Annotated in this window: 20 protein-coding genes; 14 read left to right on the top strand and 6 right to left on the bottom strand. The window is 68.7% G+C overall.

Translation table 11 applies throughout. The features are described 5' to 3' along the window. Positions 1-80: 80 nt before the first annotated feature. Entirely contained in the window at positions 81-518 is a 438-nt protein-coding gene (locus ACXJLU_RS03905) for a hypothetical protein (RefSeq protein ID WP_457329166.1), read from the top strand. Here ACXJLU_RS03905 and ACXJLU_RS03900 read toward each other — a convergent pair. Beyond that, positions 507-2,396 (bottom strand): ABC transporter ATP-binding protein, encoded by a 1,890-nt coding sequence (locus ACXJLU_RS03900; protein WP_457329233.1) that lies wholly within the window; start codon positions 2,394-2,396, stop codon positions 507-509. The two genes, ACXJLU_RS03905 and ACXJLU_RS03900, sit on opposite strands and share 12 nt — an antisense overlap. Positions 2,397-2,966: 570 nt before the next feature. On the opposite strand from ACXJLU_RS03900, the gene ACXJLU_RS03895 reads away from it, so the two are divergent. Together ACXJLU_RS03895 and ACXJLU_RS03890 are read left to right on the top strand one after the other, a co-directional pair. Next, positions 2,967-3,707, top strand: a complete 741-nt coding sequence (locus ACXJLU_RS03895) for a hypothetical protein (protein ID WP_457329165.1) — start codon at positions 2,967-2,969, stop codon at positions 3,705-3,707. A gap of 480 nt (positions 3,708-4,187) precedes the next feature. Then, positions 4,188-4,679, top strand: coding sequence for a hypothetical protein (locus ACXJLU_RS03890; protein WP_457329164.1), 492 nt, complete (start codon positions 4,188-4,190; stop codon positions 4,677-4,679). An 8-nt stretch (positions 4,680-4,687) separates the two neighbouring features. Here ACXJLU_RS03890 and ACXJLU_RS03885 read toward each other — a convergent pair whose 3' ends face one another. Next, entirely contained in the window at positions 4,688-5,158 is a 471-nt protein-coding gene (locus ACXJLU_RS03885; protein WP_457329163.1) for a BON domain-containing protein, read from the bottom strand. A gap of 241 nt (positions 5,159-5,399) precedes the next feature. Here ACXJLU_RS03885 and ACXJLU_RS03880 point away from each other — a divergent pair, with 241 nt between their 5' ends. The 3 genes from ACXJLU_RS03880 (at position 5,400) to ACXJLU_RS03870 (ending at position 7,720) form a co-directional block, all read left to right on the top strand. Further along, a complete protein-coding gene (locus tag ACXJLU_RS03880) occupies positions 5,400-6,719 on the top strand; it encodes a PQQ-dependent sugar dehydrogenase (RefSeq protein ID WP_457329162.1) in 1,320 nt (439 codons plus the stop codon). 78 nt (positions 6,720-6,797) lie between these two features. Next, positions 6,798-7,415, top strand: coding sequence for a YqhG/Tai3 family protein (locus tag ACXJLU_RS03875; RefSeq protein WP_457329161.1), 618 nt, complete (start codon positions 6,798-6,800; stop codon positions 7,413-7,415). A 74-nt stretch (positions 7,416-7,489) separates the two neighbouring features. Continuing rightward, on the top strand, positions 7,490-7,720 hold the full coding sequence (locus ACXJLU_RS03870) for a DUF1161 domain-containing protein (protein ID WP_457329160.1): 231 nt from the start codon (positions 7,490-7,492) through the stop codon (positions 7,718-7,720). 2 nt (positions 7,721-7,722) lie between these two features. Here ACXJLU_RS03870 and ACXJLU_RS03865 read toward each other — a convergent pair whose 3' ends face one another. Further along, on the bottom strand, positions 7,723-8,331 hold the full coding sequence (locus tag ACXJLU_RS03865) for a nucleoside/nucleotide kinase family protein (protein WP_457329159.1): 609 nt from the start codon (positions 8,329-8,331) through the stop codon (positions 7,723-7,725). A gap of 19 nt (positions 8,332-8,350) precedes the next feature. On the opposite strand from ACXJLU_RS03865, the gene ACXJLU_RS03860 reads away from it, so the two are divergent. From ACXJLU_RS03860 to ACXJLU_RS03830, 7 genes are all read left to right on the top strand, one after another. Next, positions 8,351-8,980 carry a pseudouridine synthase gene (locus tag ACXJLU_RS03860; protein ID WP_457329158.1) on the top strand — a complete coding sequence of 210 codons (630 nt, stop codon included), beginning with the start codon at positions 8,351-8,353 and terminating at the stop codon, positions 8,978-8,980. 4 nt (positions 8,981-8,984) lie between these two features. Continuing rightward, positions 8,985-9,566, top strand: coding sequence for a flavin reductase family protein (locus ACXJLU_RS03855; protein ID WP_457329157.1), 582 nt, complete (start codon positions 8,985-8,987; stop codon positions 9,564-9,566). 27 nt (positions 9,567-9,593) lie between these two features. Next, positions 9,594-10,049, top strand: coding sequence for a YybH family protein (locus tag ACXJLU_RS03850; protein WP_457329156.1), 456 nt, complete (start codon positions 9,594-9,596; stop codon positions 10,047-10,049). A 26-nt stretch (positions 10,050-10,075) separates the two neighbouring features. Beyond that, positions 10,076-11,302: an MFS transporter gene (locus tag ACXJLU_RS03845; RefSeq protein WP_457329155.1), complete on the top strand. Its 1,227-nt coding sequence runs from the start codon at positions 10,076-10,078 to the stop codon at positions 11,300-11,302. Positions 11,303-11,347: 45 nt separating this feature from the next. Next, complete coding sequence (locus tag ACXJLU_RS03840; RefSeq protein WP_457329154.1) at positions 11,348-11,566, top strand: hypothetical protein; 219 nt, start codon at positions 11,348-11,350, stop codon at positions 11,564-11,566. A gap of 116 nt (positions 11,567-11,682) precedes the next feature. Beyond that, a complete protein-coding gene (locus ACXJLU_RS03835; RefSeq protein WP_457329153.1) occupies positions 11,683-14,847 on the top strand; it encodes an NAD(P)-binding protein in 3,165 nt (1,054 codons plus the stop codon). Between the two features lie 48 nt (positions 14,848-14,895). Further along, positions 14,896-16,572, top strand: a complete 1,677-nt coding sequence (locus ACXJLU_RS03830) for a GGDEF domain-containing protein (RefSeq protein WP_457329152.1) — start codon at positions 14,896-14,898, stop codon at positions 16,570-16,572. Here the strand turns inward: ACXJLU_RS03830 and rsgA are convergent. Then, positions 16,553-17,641 (bottom strand): ribosome small subunit-dependent GTPase A, encoded by a 1,089-nt coding sequence (gene rsgA, locus ACXJLU_RS03825; protein ID WP_457329151.1) that lies wholly within the window; start codon positions 17,639-17,641, stop codon positions 16,553-16,555. The genes ACXJLU_RS03830 and rsgA overlap by 20 nt on opposite strands. A gap of 364 nt (positions 17,642-18,005) precedes the next feature. Here rsgA and ACXJLU_RS03820 point away from each other — a divergent pair, with 364 nt between their 5' ends. Beyond that, on the top strand, positions 18,006-18,764 hold the full coding sequence (locus tag ACXJLU_RS03820; protein WP_457329150.1) for an SDR family NAD(P)-dependent oxidoreductase: 759 nt from the start codon (positions 18,006-18,008) through the stop codon (positions 18,762-18,764). A gap of 7 nt (positions 18,765-18,771) precedes the next feature. On the opposite strand, the gene ACXJLU_RS03815 is transcribed toward ACXJLU_RS03820, so the two are convergent. Further along, complete coding sequence (locus ACXJLU_RS03815) at positions 18,772-19,062, bottom strand: hypothetical protein (protein WP_457329149.1); 291 nt, start codon at positions 19,060-19,062, stop codon at positions 18,772-18,774. Positions 19,063-19,136: 74 nt separating this feature from the next. Next, a complete protein-coding gene (locus ACXJLU_RS03810; protein ID WP_457329148.1) occupies positions 19,137-19,388 on the bottom strand; it encodes a hypothetical protein in 252 nt (83 codons plus the stop codon). Positions 19,389-19,450 lie beyond the last annotated feature (62 nt).

The raw sequence follows: 19,450 nt of genomic DNA, 5'->3' as shown, positions 1-19,450 counted from the left end.
AAGAAGCGCCAATTCCCAATCAGCGGCACAGAGCGGCAAGCCATTGGTTTCGGATCTGGCCACAACAGCCGCACAGAGCATTGGCCGAGCAAGAGCCGAAGGCTGTGCGCCGCGCTCGCGACGAGAAGACCTATGTCGCGGCAGCCCTCAATTTGTTCCCGCCCGACAGGCGGCGCGAAATGTTGGACATGGCGGCGCGGCTGAGCGGCTACAAAGATGCAGTCGAACCAACATGGGTGGCGATGAAAGACGATGCGCGCGGACCACGCGTCGCATATTTCAGATTGCAGCTCAACGAGAGGGGAGATATCTTCGTCGAGGAGAAAATTCGTCGCAGAGCCAGCCCAGCAGCAGTCGAGCAGGAGCCCGCTCACGTGTTCTCACCCAACCAGCTGCGGCGCGGCGCGGCTCAGTTGCACGCCGCGTTCATCTGGCAATCGGTAAACGACGCTGGATTCCACCAAGCTCCACCAGATTTCGCCCCGTTGAGCATGGCAGCAGCGCTCTCAGAGGACTGAGTCCGCTGCAACCCGTTGCGCTCCGGCGGAGGAAACGTCGCCTTCTTCCTCCGCCTCCTCCCCCAGGAACCCACCGCTCTGGTGCGCCCACAAGCGCGCATACAGCCCGCCCTGCGCGAGCAGGCTGCGGTGGTCGCCCTCCTCGACGATGCGGCCCTTGTCGAGCACGACCAGCCGGTCCATCGCGGCGATGGTCGACAGGCGGTGCGCGATCGCCACCACCGTCTTGCCTTCCATCAGGCGGTACAGGCTCGCCTGGATCGCGGCCTCGACCTCGGAATCGAGCGCGCTCGTCGCCTCGTCCAGCAGCAGGATCGGCGCGTCCTTCAGCATCACCCGCGCGATCGCGATGCGCTGGCGCTGGCCGCCGCTCAGCTTGACGCCGCGCTCGCCGACGTGCGCGTCGTAGGCCTGGCGCCCCTTCGGATCGGTCAGGCCCTGGACGAACTCATGCGCCTCGGCGCGGCGCGCGGCCGCCACCATCTGCAGGTCGTCCGCATCGGGCCGGCCATAGAGGATGTTGTCGCGCACCGAGCGGTGCAGCAGCGAGGTGTCCTGCGTCACCATGCCGATCTGCGCGCGCAGGCTGTCCTGCGTCACGCCGGCGATGTCCTGCCCGTCGATCAGCACGCGGCCCGATTCGATGTCGTAGAACCGCAGCAGCAGGTTCACGATCGTCGACTTGCCGGCACCCGAGCGCCCGACCAGCCCGATCTTCTCGCCCGCGCGGATGTGCAGCGACAACCCGTCGATCACCGGCTTGCTGCCGCCGTACGCGAAGCCCACCTGCTCGAAGCGGATCTCGCCGCGCGTCACCGACAGCGTGCGCGCATCGGGCCGGTCGACCACCGCCTGCGGGCGCGACAAGGTGTTGATGCCGTCGTGCACCGTGCCGATGTGCTCGAACAGCGAGGCCATCTCCCACATGATCCAGTGCGAGATGCCGTTCAGGCGCAGCGCCATCGCGGTGGCCGCCGCAACCGCGCCGATGCCGAGTTCGCCCTGCACCCACAGCCACAGCGTGGCGCCGGTGGTCGACATGATCAGCGCGATGCTCAGGCTGTGGTTCACGATCTCGAAGGCGCTCACCAGCCGCATCTGCGCATAGGCGGTCTGCATGAACTCCTGCATCGCCGAGCGCGCGAAGCCGGCCTCGCGCTGCGCGTGCGAGAACAGCTTGACGGTGGCGATATTGGTGTAGGCGTCGGTGATGCGGCCCGTCATCAGCGAGCGCGCATCGGCCTGGGCCTGGCCGATCTTGCCCATGCGCGGCACGAAGAAGCGCAGCGCCGCGACGTACAGGCCCAGCCACACCAGGAAGGGCAGCAGCAGGCGTGCGTCGAAGCTGCCGACCACCGCGGCCATCGTCGTGAAGTAGATGACGACGAACACGAGGATGTCGGTGAGGATCATCACCGTGTCGCGCACCGCGAGCGAGGTCTGCATCACCTTGGCCGCGACGCGGCCGGCGAACTCGTCCTGGTAGAAGTTCATGCTCTGCGCGAGCATCAGCCGGTGAAAGTTCCAGCGCAGCCGCATCGGCAGGTTGCCGGCCAGCGCCTGGTGCTTGAAGAGCGTCTGCAAGGCCACCGCGATCGGGCTGGCGAGCAGGATCGCGGCCAGCAGCAGCAGCGTGCCGCTGTGCGTGGGCCACAGCTCGCGCGCCGGCGTGGCGCCGAGCCAGTCGACCACGCGCCCCATCATGCTGAACAGCAGTGCCTCGAACACGCCGAGCGCGGCGGTGAGCATCATCATGCCGAGCACGAAGCGGCGCGAGCCGAGCGTGCAGGCCCAGACGAACGCGAAGAAACCGCGCGGCGGGGGTGCCGGCACGGCATCGGGGTACGGGTGCAGCAGGTTCTCGAAGTAGCGGAACACGCGAGGGATCTCCACGGGTTGGGAGGAGCGGGGCGACGCATGGATCGGTGGTCCGGCGGCGCGCGAGGGCGGGAGCTTATCCGCTTGCTCCTGACATCGCATGACAAGCGTTGCTTTCATCGTGCTTTTCGATGGATGGGCAGCACAGCGCCTCGGCACAATCCATTTTCATCAAGGCGACAAACCGACCGCACCACTGGGCGGAGTCCGGAACCCGTACCCGGCGCCAAGACCCCCGTCTCGTTCTTCCCCGAACGATGTTCGGTAGCTACAAGGGCCACCCTGCGGTGGCCCTTTTGCTTTTTGGGGTTTGCGCGGAACTCTCCGGCCGCCAGGGTGACTCAGCAGGCGCATTCGGTTTGCGAATGCGCTTACCAAGGAAATCAGGTGTCCAGCAGACAACAGGTGGTGTCCCGCAGCCCATCGATGGAGCGCACACGGAGCGCATCCACAGAGCCTCTTCAGAAATCATCAACGGGCGGTCTTCACTATTCACAGGTGAGGCCCAAGAAGATCGCAGACCGAATCAACTCGGAGCGACAAGGCGCAGACGGCACCAAGAACGAAGCCTTGAAGCTGCGATCGAGCTCCATTCCTCCGAAGCTGAACAGTTCGCAGCAACCAACGCGGCCGACAAAAGCGGTACCCGCTTCGCCGCGACGAGTTGTGTTCGGCCCGAACAAGGGTTCGGCCAAAAAATCCATCAGCCCCAGACTGACCCGAGCGTCGCCACGACGGCTGACAAGCTCCTGGGAGGAGGGGACGGCGCACGGTACGGCAGCCACCCACCAGCGGCAGATCCCCGCGACGGAGAGGGCCTGGAGTCTGCTTCGAAAGACCACGCAGAAGTCGGCTCCCCCCGGGCAACCCGATCCGACGCCAGCAACCGCGAACGCAGGGTCTGGTGCTCGTTCACACGAGAGCCCCAGAGGGAGAAGGAGATCGTCGCAGCCGCCACTGATCAACCCCCTGTACAAGAAGAAAAAGAAGGCCAGCTCGGCGGACGGCAATGACAGGCATGGCGGCGTCTCGCAGATCGGCCAGCTTCCGGCACGAGATCATTGGTTGATCCCACCGCTGGACGACGAGCTGGACGAGATGCCCCTGCCCGCGGATCCGCGCATGACGGGTGTGCTGGGGCATATCGCGATGCTGGAACAGCGTCATCTGCGTCACAAGGACGAGAAAAAGAAGTGGAGGGATCAGAAGGAGGTGCTGCTCGCAGAAATTGCTTCGCAGAAGGAAGCCCTCAAGAAGTTGCAGGAGAAAAGCGAGGAGACGACACAAGACCTGAAAGAGACGCTCTCTTGAGCGCACTCGTAACCATCGCGCGCCTTCACCGTGTGACAGGCGGCGGCCCAGGAGTCCGACATGCGAAAAGAAAGAGCTGTTCCATCCCAGCGCAGTTTTTCTCACTCGCCACCCGTTACCAGGCGGCGTGAACCCGTTGGCGGGCCTCCCCAAGCGAGCCGGGCCGAAAGACTGGATGTTGAAATGAAGCACCGTCGCGAGTCGGCGGAGACTTTTCTTCTTCAGTCCAACCCACCACTCACACGGAACTCAGGTCCTTCGCTGCGCCGCAAGGATTCGTTGGCGGGTCCCGCACCGCAAGCGCGAGCCATGCATCGCGCGACCCGATGCAGCACCGTCCCGGGAAGAATGCCGGTCGGTGATGAAGAAAAAACTCCTGACGCAGGTGGGGGGCGGCGGAATGGCACTCGCGCCGGCAGCCTTGTTGACGAGAAGGCGGCATCTACCACACGGACACGACGTCCAAGAGACGCCTCGCAAGTGCTGAAAAAGCGCCGCGCATCCATGGAAATTTCGGTGCGCCCGCGTGACTCGCTCGACGAGCTTCGGGGAGTGCTGAAGATCATTGACCCGCCGCACACGTCAAAATCGCGCGCCGGCAAGACGCGATCCAGCCCTTCTCTTCCTCGCGAAAAGAAACCAGCGCCAACTCCGCCACGGGCTCCTGTGCAGGTTCATGTCCGCAAAGGTGCGTCCCTTGCCGACCACGAGCGGCTCACGCCGAAGCGGGGTGCGTCCCCCGTCAAATATGAATTCCGCAATCAGTTGGGGAGTCCGAGGCGCGTGAAAAAGATCCCCATCAAGGTGGAGAAGCAGCAGCCGTCGAGGCAGGCTTCAGTCATTCATCCGCCTCAACCTCCCACGCTGCTGCAGATCGCCAACAGCCTGCTGGCGATGGAGCGACACACGGAAAATTTCGAGCGAGCGCAAAGGGGGGAAGCATTCATGCCTCCCCCCAAAAAAGAAGATTGAAACTGAGATCAGCCCTTCCCCGGCTCCACGCTCAACTGGTTGTCGACGCTGACAACCCCCTTCACGTTCGACGCCAGCTGAGTCGCGCGTTCACGCGCTGCCTCGCTCGGCGCCGTGCCACGCAACGCGACCCGGCCGTTGGCGGTGTCGACATTGATCTTCAGCGCGCTGAGGCTCGAATCCTTCGCCAGCTCGGCGTTCACGCTGGTCGTGATCACCGCATCGGCGACCTTGTCGCCGGCCTTGTCGGTCGCGGCCTTCGCGTCTTGCGCCATGTCGCGGCCGGCTTGCTTCGCCTGGTCCATACCACTCGATGCATCGGCCTTCAGATCGCGGCCCTTTTGCTCTGCCTGCGCGATCACGCTGTCGTTGGTGTTCGCCGCGGTCGATTCGGCCGACTCGCGCTTGCCGCAACCGGTGAGGGCCACGCCTGCGAGCAGGACTGCCGCAGCCGTCGTCGTCAGAGTGTGCTTGTTCATGGTTCTCTCCTGTCATGCGCCCGCAGGCGATCTGGTTGAGCGAGTGCAGCGGCACCGATGCCACCGCAACCTTGTCCTGAGACGCCTCAACCTTAGGCGCCGACCCGACGGAGCGCCGTCAGTCGGGTTCGCCGATGCCTGTCGGACGATGCCCACAGCCCGCGCGATGCGGCGCCGTCCGACACCGCCTCGGCCCGCCGGCCTACAGCCGTTCTCCGCGCCCGGTCGGACAGTGGCAGCCATGACACTTCGCCTGACGCCCCTCGCCAGCCTGATCGCCCTCCTCGCGCTCGCCGCCTGCGGCGGCACCGCCAACCTGCAGGTCGCCGACGGCACCGGCCCGAACCCGAAGCTGCCGCCGCCCGACAAGAGCCTGATCCCGCTCGTCAACATCGCGCCGGCCACCGGCTGGCCCAGCGGCGTGAAGCCCACCGCCGCCCCCGGCACCGAGGTGCAGGCGTTCGCCAGCGGCCTCGACCATCCGCGCTGGATCACCGTGCTGCCCAACGGCGACGTGCTGGTCGCCGAAACCAACGCACCGCCCAAGCCCGATGACGGCAAGGGCATCCGCGGCTGGTTCATGAAGATGACGATGAAGAAGGCCGGTGCCGGCGTGCCCAGCGCGAACCGCATCACGCTGCTGCGCGATGCCGATGGCGACGGCATCGCCGAGACCCGCAGCGTGTTCCTCGCGAACCTGCAATCGCCGTTCGGCATGGCGCTGGTCGGCAACAGCCTCTACGTGGCCAACACCGATGCCGTCGTCCGCTTCGACTACACGCCTGGTGTGACGCAGTTGCAAGGCAGCGGCACCAAGCTGGTCGACCTGCCCGCCGGCACCATCAACCACCACTGGACCAAGAACCTGATCGCCAGCCCCGATGGCAGCAAGCTCTACGCCACCGTCGGCTCCAACAGCAACGTCGGCGAGAACGGCCTCGCGGCCGAAGCCGGGCGCGCGGCCATCTGGGAGATCGACACCAAGACGGGCGCCCACCGCGTGTTCGCCTCCGGCCTGCGCAACCCGAACGGCATGGCTTTCGAGCCGCAGACCGGCGCGCTGTGGACTGTCGTCAACGAGCGCGACGAGATCGGCAGCGACCTGGTGCCCGACTACCTCAGTTCGGTGAAAGATGGCGCCTTCTACGGCTGGCCGTTCAGCTACTACGGTGCGCACGTCGACGAACGCGTGAAGCCGCCGCAGCCCGAGATGGTGGCCCGCGCGATCGCGCCCGACTATGCGCTCGGGCCGCACACCGCATCGCTCGGGCTCGCAGCCGCACGCGGCAACGCGCTGCCGCCCGCCTTCGCCGACGGCATGTTCATCGGCCAGCATGGCTCGTGGAACCGCAAGCCGCACAGCGGCTACAAGGTGATCTTCGTGCCGTTCGCGCAAGGCCGGCCGGCCGGGCCGCCGGTCGACGTGCTGACCGGTTTCCTGTCGGCCGGGGAAAACGCGCAGGGCCGCCCGGTCGGCGTGGCGCTCGACAAGCAGGGCGCGCTGCTGGTGGCCGACGACGTCGGCAACGTGATCTGGCGCGTGCGCGCGGCGTCGCGCTGACAAGCTGTCACGACGAACCCGCACCGGGCGTGAATTGCTGACGCGCCCCGGCCTCGCGCGGCCAGGGACAATCCGCCGATGCGCCCTCCATCCCTGCCGGCCCGTCGTCTCCTGGCCGTCGCCCTGACGCTCGCGACCGCGCTCGCCACGGCCATCGCCACAGGCGCCGCGCAGGCGGCCGACGCCAACCCGCAGTCGGCCGTCCAGGCCTTCTATGAACTGCGCATCGCGCAATTGCCGAACGGCGGCGCACCGGACGAACCGGCGCTGAAGCTGATCGCCACGATGCTGACGCCGCGCCTGCAATGCCTGCTGAAGACGGCGCACCGCTACGACGAGGCCTTCCTCGCGACGCAGCCGGGCGACAAGCCGCCGTTCGTCGAGGGCGATCTCTACTCCAGCCTGTTCGAGGGCCCGAGCCGCGTGAAGGCCCAGCCGGCCCGGCTCGCGCGCGACATCGCGTGGGTGCCGGTGCGCATGTTCTTCGACGCCGGCGGCAAGCTCGACGCGACCGGCTGGACCGACACCGTCGTGCTGAACCGCATCGACGGCCGCTGGCTGATCGCCGATGTGAACTACGGCGGCAACTTCGCGTTCGGCAACAGCGGCCGGCTCAGCGGCGTGCTGGCCGACCAGCTGGAGCGCCCCGATCCGGCCCTCAAGTGGACCGGCCGCGAAGTGCGCAGCTGCCCCTGAGTTCGCGCGGCGTGGCACCATGCGCGCCGGACCACCGTCCTGAAATCCCAAAAGACAACCCCACGGAGAACCCGATGAAAGCCACCTTCACCCTTGCCCTGGCCGCCATGACGCTGGCCGCCGCCCCCGCCTTCGCCGCCGGCAAGTCCTGCGACGAACTGAAGACCGAGATCGCCGCCAAGCTCGACGCGAAGCAGGTCACCGGCTACGTGCTGGAGATCGTCGATGCCGACAAGGCGGGCGATGCCAAGGTCGTCGGCAGCTGCGAAGGCGGCGCGAAAAAGATCACCTACAGCCGCCAGTAATTTCAGACCGCGCAGCGCCAGTCGGCGCGTGCCGCGGTCGCCTCGATCAGCGCGGCATTCGGCTGGTCGGTGCCGGCCTCCCAGGCACGCGCCTCGGCCTCGCTGCGGCCGAAGCGCATGTGGCGCTCGACGAGCCGGTGCCGGCGCAACGCCTCGTCGACATCGACATACCAGGCCTCGTCGAGCAGCGGCTTCACGCCGGCCCAGCCATCGCGCTCGAGCAGCAGGTAGTTGCCTTCGGTGACCACCAGCGGCACGTCGGCGGGGATCGGGATGGCCGATGCGATCGGCTCCTCGATCTCGCGGCGGAATTCCGGCGCATAGACGATGGCATCGCCACCGGCTCGCACGCGTTGCAGCAGCGCGGTGTAGCCGGCCGCATCGAAGGTGTCCGGCGCACCCTTGCGGCCGGCCCGCCCGAGCCGGGCCAGTTCGACGTTCGCGAGGTGGAAGCCGTCCATTGGCAGCAGCACCGCCGCGCCGTCGAGCGCGTCGACCAGTTGCTGTGCGACCGTCGACTTGCCGGCACCCGGCGCGCCGATCAGGCCGAGAATGCGGCGGCCGCCGCGTGAGATCAATGCCCGCGCGCGGGCCAATGCCTGTTCGTTCATGCCCGCCAGTGTTGCACCGATGAGCCCCGCTTTCCTGTACCTCGACGATTCGATGCTGGTGGTCGACAAGCCGGCCGGCCTGCTGGCGGTGCCCGGCCGCGGCGAAGCCGGGCTCGACAACCAGGCCGTGCGCGTGCAGGCCGAGGTGCCCGATGCGCTGGTCGTGCACCGGCTCGACATGTCGACCTCCGGGCTGATGCTGTTCGCCCGTGGCAAGGAGATGCAGCGCCGGCTCAGCCACGCGTTCGCGCAGCGCGAGGTGCACAAGGAATACATCGCGGTGGTCGACGGGTTGGTCGGCCCGGAGCACGGCGAGATCGACCTGCCGCTGCTGACCGACTGGCCGAACCGGCCGCGGCAGAAGGTCGACCCCATCGACGGCAAGCCGGCGCTGACGCGCTACAGCGTGCTGCAGCGCGACCCGGCGGCCGGCACGACGCGCGTGATGCTGGAGCCCGTCACCGGCCGCTCGCACCAGCTGCGCGTGCACCTGCTGGCGCTCGGCCACCCGATCGTCGGCGACGCGCTCTACGCCCCGCCCGAAGCCCTTGCGAAGGCGCCGCGATTGCTGCTGCACGCACAATCGCTGCAGCTGGCACACCCGGTCGATGGCCGCACGCTGCGCTTCCACAGCCCCGCTCCGTTCTGACCCCATGCACGCACCCGTCGAGCTCGCCAAGTCCTACCGCCTGCTGAACCACGGGCCGACCGTGCTGGTCAGCGCCGCACACGGCGGGCAGCGCAACATCATGGCGGCGGCTTGGTCGATGCCTCTCGACTTCAACCCGCCCAAGGTCGCCGTCGTGCTCGACAAGAGCACGGTCACGCGGCGCCTCGTTGAAGGCTCCGGCACGTTCGCGCTGAACGTGCCGACGCGGGCGCAGGCCGAGGCGACGCTGGCGGTCGGCGGCATCTCGGCCAGCGAATTGCCGCCCGGTGAGGACAAGTTCGCCGCGTTCGGCCTGTCGGCCTTCGAGGCCACCCGCATCGAAGCGCCGCTGCTCGAAGGTTGCGCCGCCTGGCTCGAATGCCGCTTGCTGCCCGAGCCTCACCTGCAGAACCAGTACGACCTGTTCCTCGGCGAGGTGGTCGCCGCCTGGGCCGACCCGCGCCTGTTCGCCGACGGCCACTGGCTCGACGCCGCGGCGGGCAGCACGGTGCACTACATCGCCGGCGGCCGCTTCTTCGCGACCGGCGAGGCCTTCGACGCCAAGGCGACGCCGCGGCGGTCGTAACATCGCCCCCCTGACGCCCTTGCCTCCATGCAGTCCATCGCCCGCCTCCGCCGCCGCCTGTCACTGGTGATCGCGTCGGCGCTGTGGCTGTCGGCCTGCGCCGTACCCGTCATTCCCCGCGCCACGCTCGAACAGCAGGTCGCCGACACCGAGCGCGCGTTCGCGAAGACCATGGCCGACCGCGACCACGCGGCCTTCACGAGCTTCCTTGCCGACGACACCGTGTTCTTCTCCGGCCCCGTGCCGCTGCGCGGCAAGGCCGCCGTCGCGGCGGGCTGGAAACGCTTCTACGAGGGCGACAAGCCGCCGTTCTCGTGGCGCCCCGACAAGGTCGAGGTGCTCGATTCCGGCGAGCTCGCGCTGAGCACCGGCCCGGTGCTCGACCCCGACGGCAAGCCGGTCGCGAGCTTCACGTCGGTGTGGCGCCAGGTGACGCCGGGCGTCTGGCGCATCGTTTTCGACAAGGGCTGCAACTGCCCCTGACCCCCTCCCTTTTTCCTCCCAGTTCCGTGTCCACACTCCCCGCCGCTCCGCTCTCGCTGTTCTCGCTGCCGTCCTTCATGCGCTTCTGGTACGCGCGGGTCGCGGCCACCATGGCCAACCAGATGCTGATGGTGGCCGTCGGCTGGGAAATGTACGAACTCACCGGCAGCGCCTGGGACCTGGGCCTGGTCGGGCTGCTGCAGTTCCTGCCGGCGCTGCTGCTGACGCTGGTCGCCGGCCACGTGGCCGACCGGCACGACCGCAGCCGCATCCTCGCGCTCTCGATGGCGGTGCAGCTGGCGATCGCTGCGCTGCTGGCGACCGCGACGCACGGCCACTGGGCCAGCCGCGAACTGCTGTTGCTGCTGTCGATCGCGATCGGCTGCGCGAAGGCCTTCCAGATGCCGGCCCAGCAGGCGATGGTGCCGCTGCTGGTGCCGGCCGACACGCTGCCGCGCGCGATGGCCTTCAGCTCCGGCGGCATGCAGGCGGCGATCATCGGCGGGCCTGCGATCGGTGGCTTCATCTACGTGGCGGGGGCCGACGTCGTCTACGCCGTCTGCGCTGCGCTGTTCGCGCTCGCCACGGTGCTGTTCCTGCGCATCGGCCACCCGCACGTGCCGCCGCCGAAGGAGCCGGTGACGCTGCGCACGGTGTTGGCCGGCGTCGGCTTCATCTGGAACCGGCCGGTGGTGCTGGGCGCGATCTCGCTCGACCTGTTCGCGGTGCTGCTGGGTGGCGCGACCGCGCTGCTGCCGATCTTCGCGCGCGACGTGCTGCAGGTGGGGCCCTGGGGCCTCGGGCTGCTGCGCGGTGCGCCGGCGGTCGGCGCACTTGCGATGTCGATCGCGCTGACGCGTTGGCCGCTGCAGCGCCGCGTCGGCCACCTGATGTTCGCCGCGGTCGCGCTGTTCGGGCTGTCGACGCTGGTGTTCGCGGTGTCGAAGGTTTTCGTCGTCTCGCTGATCGCGCTGTGGGTCAGCGGCGCGGCCGACATGGTCAGCGTCGTGATCCGGCAGACGCTGGTGCAGCTCGAGACGCCCAACGAGATGCGCGGCCGCGTCAGCGCGGTCAACTCGATCTTCATCGGTGCGTCGAACCAGCTCGGCGAGTTCGAGTCGGGCGCCACCGCGGCGCTGCTCGGGCCGGTCGGGTCGGTGCTGTTGGGTGGCGTCGGCACCTTGGTCGTCGCCGGCTTGTGGATGAAGCTGTTCCCGGCGCTGGCCCAGCGACAACGGCTTACCGGCGACTGAAGCCCGCCTGCGACAATCCGCGGTTGCTGTATTGGAATGTCGATGATGTCCTGGATGTTGATCGCGGTGGCCCTGCTCGCCGCGCTGGCCCTCGCGGGCCTGTGGTGGCTCCGGCGCCGCGCCGCGCAACGCCGCAAGTTCGTGCCCTTCTCGCTCCCCGGCCTGCCGCAACCGGTGGCCGTCGAGCGGCGCTTCCGCGGCGGCGGCGCACCGGCCACCGGCTGGCCCTCGACGCTGGCCAGCATGCAGTTCGACGATCGCTGATCGAGGGTCTTCCATCGCGATTCGCGATGGAGGTGCCGCAGGTCGTGAAATCCTGCCACCCCTGGAATGGGTGACAAAGCGTGACTTATCCGACATCGCGGTAATACTTCGGCCCCATGACCGAAGCAGCACCGAACCGCCCTGATTTCATCTACCCCGGCGGTTCGCCGCTGATGCACCCGCCGCTGAGGCTGAACCGCTCGCGGATGTACGGATTCTTCGTGCACGGCGAGCTCGCCCGCCTGCAGGCCACGGTCGACGAGACGCTGACCGCGGTGGCCGGCGGCACGATGAGCTTCAAGGTGCTGTCGCCGTTCGTGATGCTGACCTTCACGCAGGTGCAGCATGCGCAATCGGCCAGGCCGTCGGACGCGGCCAAGGGCTGGGGCGAGGAGACCGACATCGTCACCTGGGTGATGGTCGGCCAGGTGCTCGCCGGCCAGACCGGCGTGAGCCGCGTCTTCTTCTACCCCTGCCACATCTGGGTCGACGACTGCATGGCGCTGATCAACGGGCGCGAGCTGTTCGGCTACCCGAAGTACCAGTGCGAGCACACGATGCCGGCCGACGGCGAGCCGGCCACCCGCTTCACGCTGGCGGCCAAGGGCTTCCAGCCGTTCAGTCCGGACTCGGTGCTGCAGGTGCACCCGCTGCTGGAGGTGAGCGCGACGACCGGCAAGGGCACGCGCCAGGACCTCGGCGGCCTGCCCGAGCTGATCGAGCAGGCAATCGAGCTGCTGGCCGCCAACCTGCCCGGCTTCCTGGCGCTCGACCGCGCCGGCTGGGAGCAGATCGCGCAGATGCTGCGCAGCCCGAGCGTCGCGCAGATCTTCCTGAAGCAGCTGCCCGATGCGGCCGGCATCAAGGCGGTCTACCAGGCGCTGATCGCGGCGCCGGCCACCGTGAAGGCGGTGCGCCAGGTGCAGCTGCTCGGCGACGACTACACCTGCACGCTGCACCCGTTCGCGAGCTTCCCCCTCGACCGCACGCTCGGCCTGAAGCTCGGCGCGCAGCCGGCGATCCTGCCCTTCCACATCGACATGGATTTCGAGGTGCCGGCCGGCGAGGAGCTGTACGACAACTCGCGCATCGCGCCGAAGAAGATCGCGATCCTCGGCGGCGGCGTCGCGGCGATGACCGCGGCCTTCTACCTGACCGACCAGCCGGGCTGGCGCAATGCATGCGACATCACCGTCTACCAGATGGGCTGGCGGCTCGGCGGCAAGGGCGCGAGCGGGCGCAATGCCGCGCTCGGCCAGCGCATCGAGGAGCACGGGCTGCACATCTGGTTCGGCTTCTACGACAACGCGTTCAAGACCATCCAGCGCGCCTACGAGCTGCTGGATCGGCCCGAAGGCGCGCCGCTGCGCACCTGGCGCGACGCCTTCAAGCCGCAGCAGTTCATCACGCTGACCGAGCACGTGCATGGTGACTGGCGGCTGTGGCCGATCGAGACGCCGGCGATGCCCGGCGAGCCCGGCCAGGGCGGCGAGACGCTGAACCTGTGGCAGATCGTGCAGGTCGGCTACGAGTGGATCAAGCAGTGGCTCGGCGAGCTGAAAGATGCCGAGGCACACGGCCAGGTCGGCCACGCACACCGCGCGATCCAGGCCGACACGCACGCCGGCAGCTGGCTGCATCGGCTCGCGGCACACGTCGAGGATGACGTGATGTCGCTGTGCAGCGATGTCGGCGTCGCGTTCGCTGCGCTGCAGCGCTTCAGCGCCGAGCTGCCGGCCGCGCTGCACGACCATTCGCCCGAGCATCATCTTCTGCAGTCGAGCGCGCTGAAATGCGTACGCACCTGGCTGCATGCGCGCTTCAACGACCTGCTGGCCGACAGCAGCATCGCCGACGACCTGCGCCGCCTCTACATCTGCGCCGACCTGGGGCTGACCAGCATCATCGGCATGATCGGGGACGAGGTGCTGACGAAGGGCTTCGACGTGATCAACGGCGAGGACTTCCAGGCCTGGCTGACCCGCCACGGCGCGAACCCGCAGGTCACGGTGCAGTCGGCGCCGGTGGTCGGCTTCTACGACCTGGTGTTCGCCTACGAAGAAGGCAACTTCGACAAGCCGAACATCGAGGCCGGCACGATGCTGCGCGGCATGCTGCGCGTGGCCTTCGACTACCACGGCGCGATCATGTGGAAGATGCAGGCCGGCATGGGCGACGTGGTGTTCACGCCGTTCTACCAGCTGCTGAAAGAGCGCGGCGTGAAGTTCGAGTTCTTCCACAAGGTCGACGAGCTGGCGCCCGACGCCGCCGGGCGCCAGGTCGCCGAGATCCGCATGACGCAGCAGGCAGCGCTCGCCGATGCGGCGAGGGGCTACGACCCGCTGGTCGACGTGAACGGCCTGGCCTGCTGGCCGAGCACGCCGCGCTTCGAGCAGCTCGACGCGGCGCAGGCCGCGCTGCTGCGCCGCCACGGCATCAGCCTCGAATCGAACTGGAGCGACTGGCCCGAGGTCTACGCCGCCGCCTTCGGGCAGCCGCTGCCGACGCGCACGCTGAAGCTCGGCGCGGATTTCGACCAGGTGATCTTCGGCATCTCGGCCGCGTCGGTCGCGCAACTGTGCCCGCAGCTCGTCGCGCGCAGCCCGGCGCTGGCGGCGTCGTGCGAGCACGTGAAAGCGGTCGCGACCCAGGCCTACCAGGTGTGGCTGAACCAGGACCTGGCATCGCTCGGCTGGACGCTCACCGGCCCGGACGGCCAGCAGCCGGTGCTCAGTGCGTTCAGCGAGCCCTTCGACACCTGGGCGCCGATGGACCAGCTGCTGTGCCGCGAGCGCTGGCCGCCGGCGATCGCACCGAAGAACGTCTCTTACTTCTGCAGCGCGCTGCCGATCTCGAGCTACCCGCCGTACAGCGACCATGCGTTCCCGAAGCGCATGGCCGAGCAGGTGAGGCTCGGCGCCGTCGAGCAGTTGCAGCGGCGCATCGGCACGCTGTGGCCGAACGCGGTCGGCGCCGCCGAAGGCTTCCGCTGGCCGCTGCTGGTCGACCCGAGCGACGCCCGCGGGCCGGCGCGTTTCGACAGCCAGTACTGGCGCGCCAACGTCGACCCGTCGGAGCGCTACGTGCTGTCGGTGGTCGGCAGCAGCCGCTACCGCTTGGCGACCGATGGCACCGGCTTCGCCAACCTGTTCGTCACCGGCGACTGGATCCGCACCGGGCTGAATGCCGGCTGCGTCGAGGCCGCGACGATGGCTGGCATGCAGACGGCGCGCGCGATCTGCGGCCATCCGGCGCTGATCGTCGGCGAGCGCGACGTTTAAGAAGTCTTCAGGCTGCGGCTGATTCCTGTTGTTACAGTCGACGACCTCATGAAATTCCCGACGCTCGTGGCCTGGATCGCCGGCCTGCTGTGCTTGCTGGCCGGGCCGGCGTTCGCGCAAGCGACGCTGTCGCCGATCGAGCCGCTGGAGCTCACGCGCAGCGGGCAGTTCTACCTCGCCGAAGCCAACGAAGAGCCGCCCGACGTCGACCGGCTGGCCGACTGGCTGGCCCGCAAGACGCCGGTGGCGCATGTCTCGCTGCTCGGCGGGCGCTACTGGTTCCATGCGACGGTGCGCAACGATTCTCCCGCCACGCAGTGGGTGATCGACCCGCATGCGAGCCTGATGGAGCACGTCGGCGGCTGGGTCTATGTGGGCGGCCAGCCGCCGCAGACCTTCGTGACCGGCTACCACGCCGACACGCCCTACATGCTGCACTACGGCAGCGACATCACGCTGCCGCGCGGCAGCTCGGCCCATGTGCTGCTGCGCATCGACAGCCGTTATTTCGCGCGGCTGCCCGGCATCGACATCCAGACCAAGGCCGACTACCGCCGCACCGTGATCTCGGAGAACGTGCTGGCGCTGTTCGCGCTCGGCGCGCTGCTGACGCTCGCGCTCTACAACGTGTTCATGTTCCTCGGCACGCGCGACAAGGCGCTGCTGTACTACGCGCTGTACCTGCTGGCCGCCACGGCGGGCTGGGGGCTGACCTTCCACATCCCCGCGCAATGGCTGGGCTGGCACGGGCTGCAGTGGCACTACCTGCCGTTCTTCCTGATGGTGGTGTTCAACACCCTCTTCTACATCGAGTTCCTGCAGCTGCGCGAGGCCGCACCGCGGCTCGCGTGGCTGGGCTACGCGAACCTGGTGCTCGCGCTGGTGCTGCTGCCGAGCTGCTTCATCGCGATGTCGTGGGCGCACACGCTGGCGACGATCACGATCTCGATCTCGCTGACGCTCGCGCTCGTCGCCGGGCTGCTGCGGCTGTGGTCGGGCTACCTGCCGGCGCGCTACTTCCTCGCGGCCTTCCTGGCGCTGCTGCTGCCGGCGCTGGTGATCCTGCCGGCCAACCTCGGCCTGAGCCAGGACATGGTGCGCAACCCGGAGCTGATCGCGCTGCTGGGCAGCACCGCCGACGCCATCCTGCTGGCCTTCGCGCTGGCCGACAAGATCCGGCTGCTGTCGATCGAGAAGGACGGCTACCTCGTCCAGCTGCACCGCGCGCTCGACCAGGCCAGCACCGATGCGCTGACCGGCATCGGCAACCGCCACGCCTTCGACCGCGCGCTGTCGTCGCTGACCGCCGCCGATTCGTCGGCCGGGCTGATGCTGGTGATGATCGACCTGGACGGCCTGAAGCGCCTCAACGACGAGCACGGCCATGCGCACGGCGACGCGCTGCTGTGCGAGTTCTCGCGCCAGTTGCAGACGCTGCGCGACCGCGACATGACGGTGTTCCGGCTCGGCGGCGACGAGTTCGCGGTGCTCGGCGACATGCGCCACGAAGACGAGACGCGGCGCGACATGCGCCGCTTCGAGGAGCGGCTGCACGCCGCCGGCTTCGAGGGCTGCGGCATCAGTTTCGGCATCGCGTTCGGCTCGGAGATCACGTCCAGCAGCCAGCTGCTGATCCATGCCGACGCGCGCATGTACCGCCACAAGTCGACCAAGCGCGACGCCCCGGAGAGCGCCGCGCAGGCCTTCAATCCTCGCCGCGCTTGAGCTTCATGCGCTCGCGTGCCGAACGGCCGCGCGCCTTCCACTCGGACAACTGCTGATGGCGCTCGAGCACCGTCAGCGTGTCGCGCCGCACCTCGCGCAGCAGCTTGTGGTAGTTGCGCACGCGGTCGGCACCGACGCCTTCGCGCACCGCGCAGCCTGGCTCCTCCTCGTGCCGGCAATCCCGGAAGCGACACTGCAGCGACAGCGACGCGATGTCCTCGAAGCCGAGCGCGAGCCGCGCCTCGTCGGTGTCGGGCCGCAGCGTGCGCAAGCCGGGCGTGTCGATCACGCAGGCACCGCCGGGCAGGCGGTGCAGCGAGCGCGAGGTGGTCGTGTGCTTGCCACGGCTGTCGTGCTCGCGCACCGCGCCGGTGTCCTGCAGGTCGCTGCCGGCCAGCGTGTTGGTGAGCGTCGACTTGCCGGCGCCCGACGAGCCCATCAGCACGACGGTCTGGCCGGCTGACAGCCAGGGCTGCAGCGCCCGCGCGGCATCGGCGCTGCGGCCGTTGACGGCCAGCAGCTCGACCTGCGCCGGCAGCCGGCCGCGCAACTGCGCGCGGGCGTTGTCGAGGGTCTGCGGCGGCACCGCGTCGGCCTTCGTCAGCACCACCACCGGCTGCACGCCGCTGCCCTGCACCAGGAGCAGGTAGCGCTCGAGGCGGCGCGGGTTGAAGTCGTCGTCCAGCCCCATCACGAGGAAGGCGGTGTCGACGTTGCTGACGACCGGGTGGCGGCGGCCGTCGGCATCGCGCCGCGCGATGTGCGTGAGCGGCGGCACGCGCACGTGCACCCAGCGCTGGCCGTGGGCGTCGAGCGCGGCGATCACCCAGTCGCCGACGGCCAGGCCGGTGTCGTCGTCGTCGAGCGTGCGCACCAGGCGGGGCAGCACGCGCGCACCGTGCGGCCGGTCGCCATCGTGCAGCTCGACGGTCTCGCGGTGCACTTCGGTCAGGCGCATCAGTTGCGCGCCGGGGGTTTCAGGAAAGGAAGAAGCAAGGGAGATGGCCTCGGCGGCCATCGCGGGCGTGAGCCCCATCGAGCGCAGGCGCTCGACATCGATCTCGATCATGGTGGGTCGTGTCTCTCATCATCGCGGCCGGCGCAGGCGCCGAACCAGAGTCCCTGCGCGGCGAACGCCGTGCAGGGCAACGAAGGAATGAAAGCTGTGCCGCGGCGGCAGGGTGCCGGCGGGGACGATCAGGACCCGAGAGGGATCGGCTTGATCAGCGCAGACCGGAAATGCAATCCGCGGACAGCAGGAGGGCAATGTCAGTGTTCTTCATCGCTGGGTCTCCTTGTCGCGGGGTGGTGGGGGCTGGCCGGGGCGATCCGCGGAATCGCCGGGCGCGCAGTGTGGCATGCACCGCACCGGCGCGTCAAACCCGTGGCAAAGGCGCGACAATGCGGCTCCTCTGCTGGACTGGAGCGTTGGGATGATTCGATCGCTTTACATCGTCACCGGCGCATCGCGCGGCCTGGGTGCGGCGATGGCGGAACAACTGCTCGCCCCCGGCACGCAGCTGCTGTGCATTTCACGCCGCACCAGCGAGGCGCTGGCGCTGAAGGCCGGCACCGCCCAGGCGCGCTGCGAGCAATGGGCGATGGACCTCGCGACCCCGCTGCCGGTGGCGCACCGCCTGTCGGCCTGGCTCGCGCAACTCGACCACACCGCATTCGACACCGCGACGCTGATCAACAACGCCGGCGTGCTGACGCGCGTCGGCCCGCTCGGCCATGTCGACGGCACCGATGTCTCGAACGCATTGCGCGTCGGGCTCGAGGCGCCGCTGCTGCTGACGGCCGCGTTCCTGCGCGCGACGCTCGCGTGGCCGACGCGGCGCCGCGTGCTGCAGATCTCGTCGGGGCTCGGCCGGCGCGCGATGGCCGGGCAGGCCATCTACGCCGCGGCCAAGGCCGGTCTGGACCATGCAGCCCGCACGATCGCGCTCGATGAAGCCTTGCAGCCGAACGGCGCGAAGATCGTCTCGCTGGCGCCCGGCGTGATCGACACCGAGATGCAGGCCCGGCTGCGCGACAACCCGGCCGACGGCTTCCCGGACCAGGCGCATTTCGTGAACCTGCAGCGCAACGGCGGCTTGTCTGCGCCGGCCGAGGCGGCGGCCAAGGTGCTGGCCTACCTGAACCGCACCGATTTCGGCCACCAGCCCGTGGCCGACGTGCGCGACGCCTGAAGCCTCTTCAGGACCGGTCGAGCCGCGGCGGTGCGGCAGGCACCTCGCGCGCTTCGACATCGACGATGTTGGCGGGGTCGACCGCCGGGCCGCGCCGCGTGAAGCCGCCGAACGGCTGGCGCGGATCGACCTTGAAGCGTTGGACCTGCGGGCGCCGGCCGCGCAGCAGCGCCCAGACGACGAACGACAGCGTGAGGACGAACCCCAGCAGCAGCAGCCCGATCGCGAAGATGGTGCCGATCAGGAAGACGACCAGGCGAATCAGGAAGGCGAACACGCGGCGGAAGATCATGGACAAGGGCACCTCGTTGGCGAGCCGGGATTATCAGTCCGGCCGCGGCGCGGGGTCTTTCAGCTCATCAGCTGCAAAGATCAGCCGCGCGTGCCGCGGGCCGCACGGGCCTGCTGCGCGAGTTGCAGGTCCGACATCTCGCGCTTGCCGGTCACGACCACCTGCGGCATCACGACCACTTGCATCTTCTTGCCGACCACGGTGACGGCCGGCATCGTGATCACCGCGGTGGCGACCTGCTCGGCCTGGGCGCGCGGCTGGCACAGCAGCACGACGGCGGCGGACAGCGTGGCGATGATCAGCGTCAGGTGGGTCAGGCGGGTGGTGGTCATGTCGGGCTCCAGGTCGGTGGGTATGTCGTCGATGGAGTCAGTATCGGCAGGCACCCCGCCCG

This window comes from Rhizobacter sp. P5_C2 (assembly GCF_054049715.1).
This window is presented reverse-complemented; position numbering and strand designations above follow the sequence as displayed.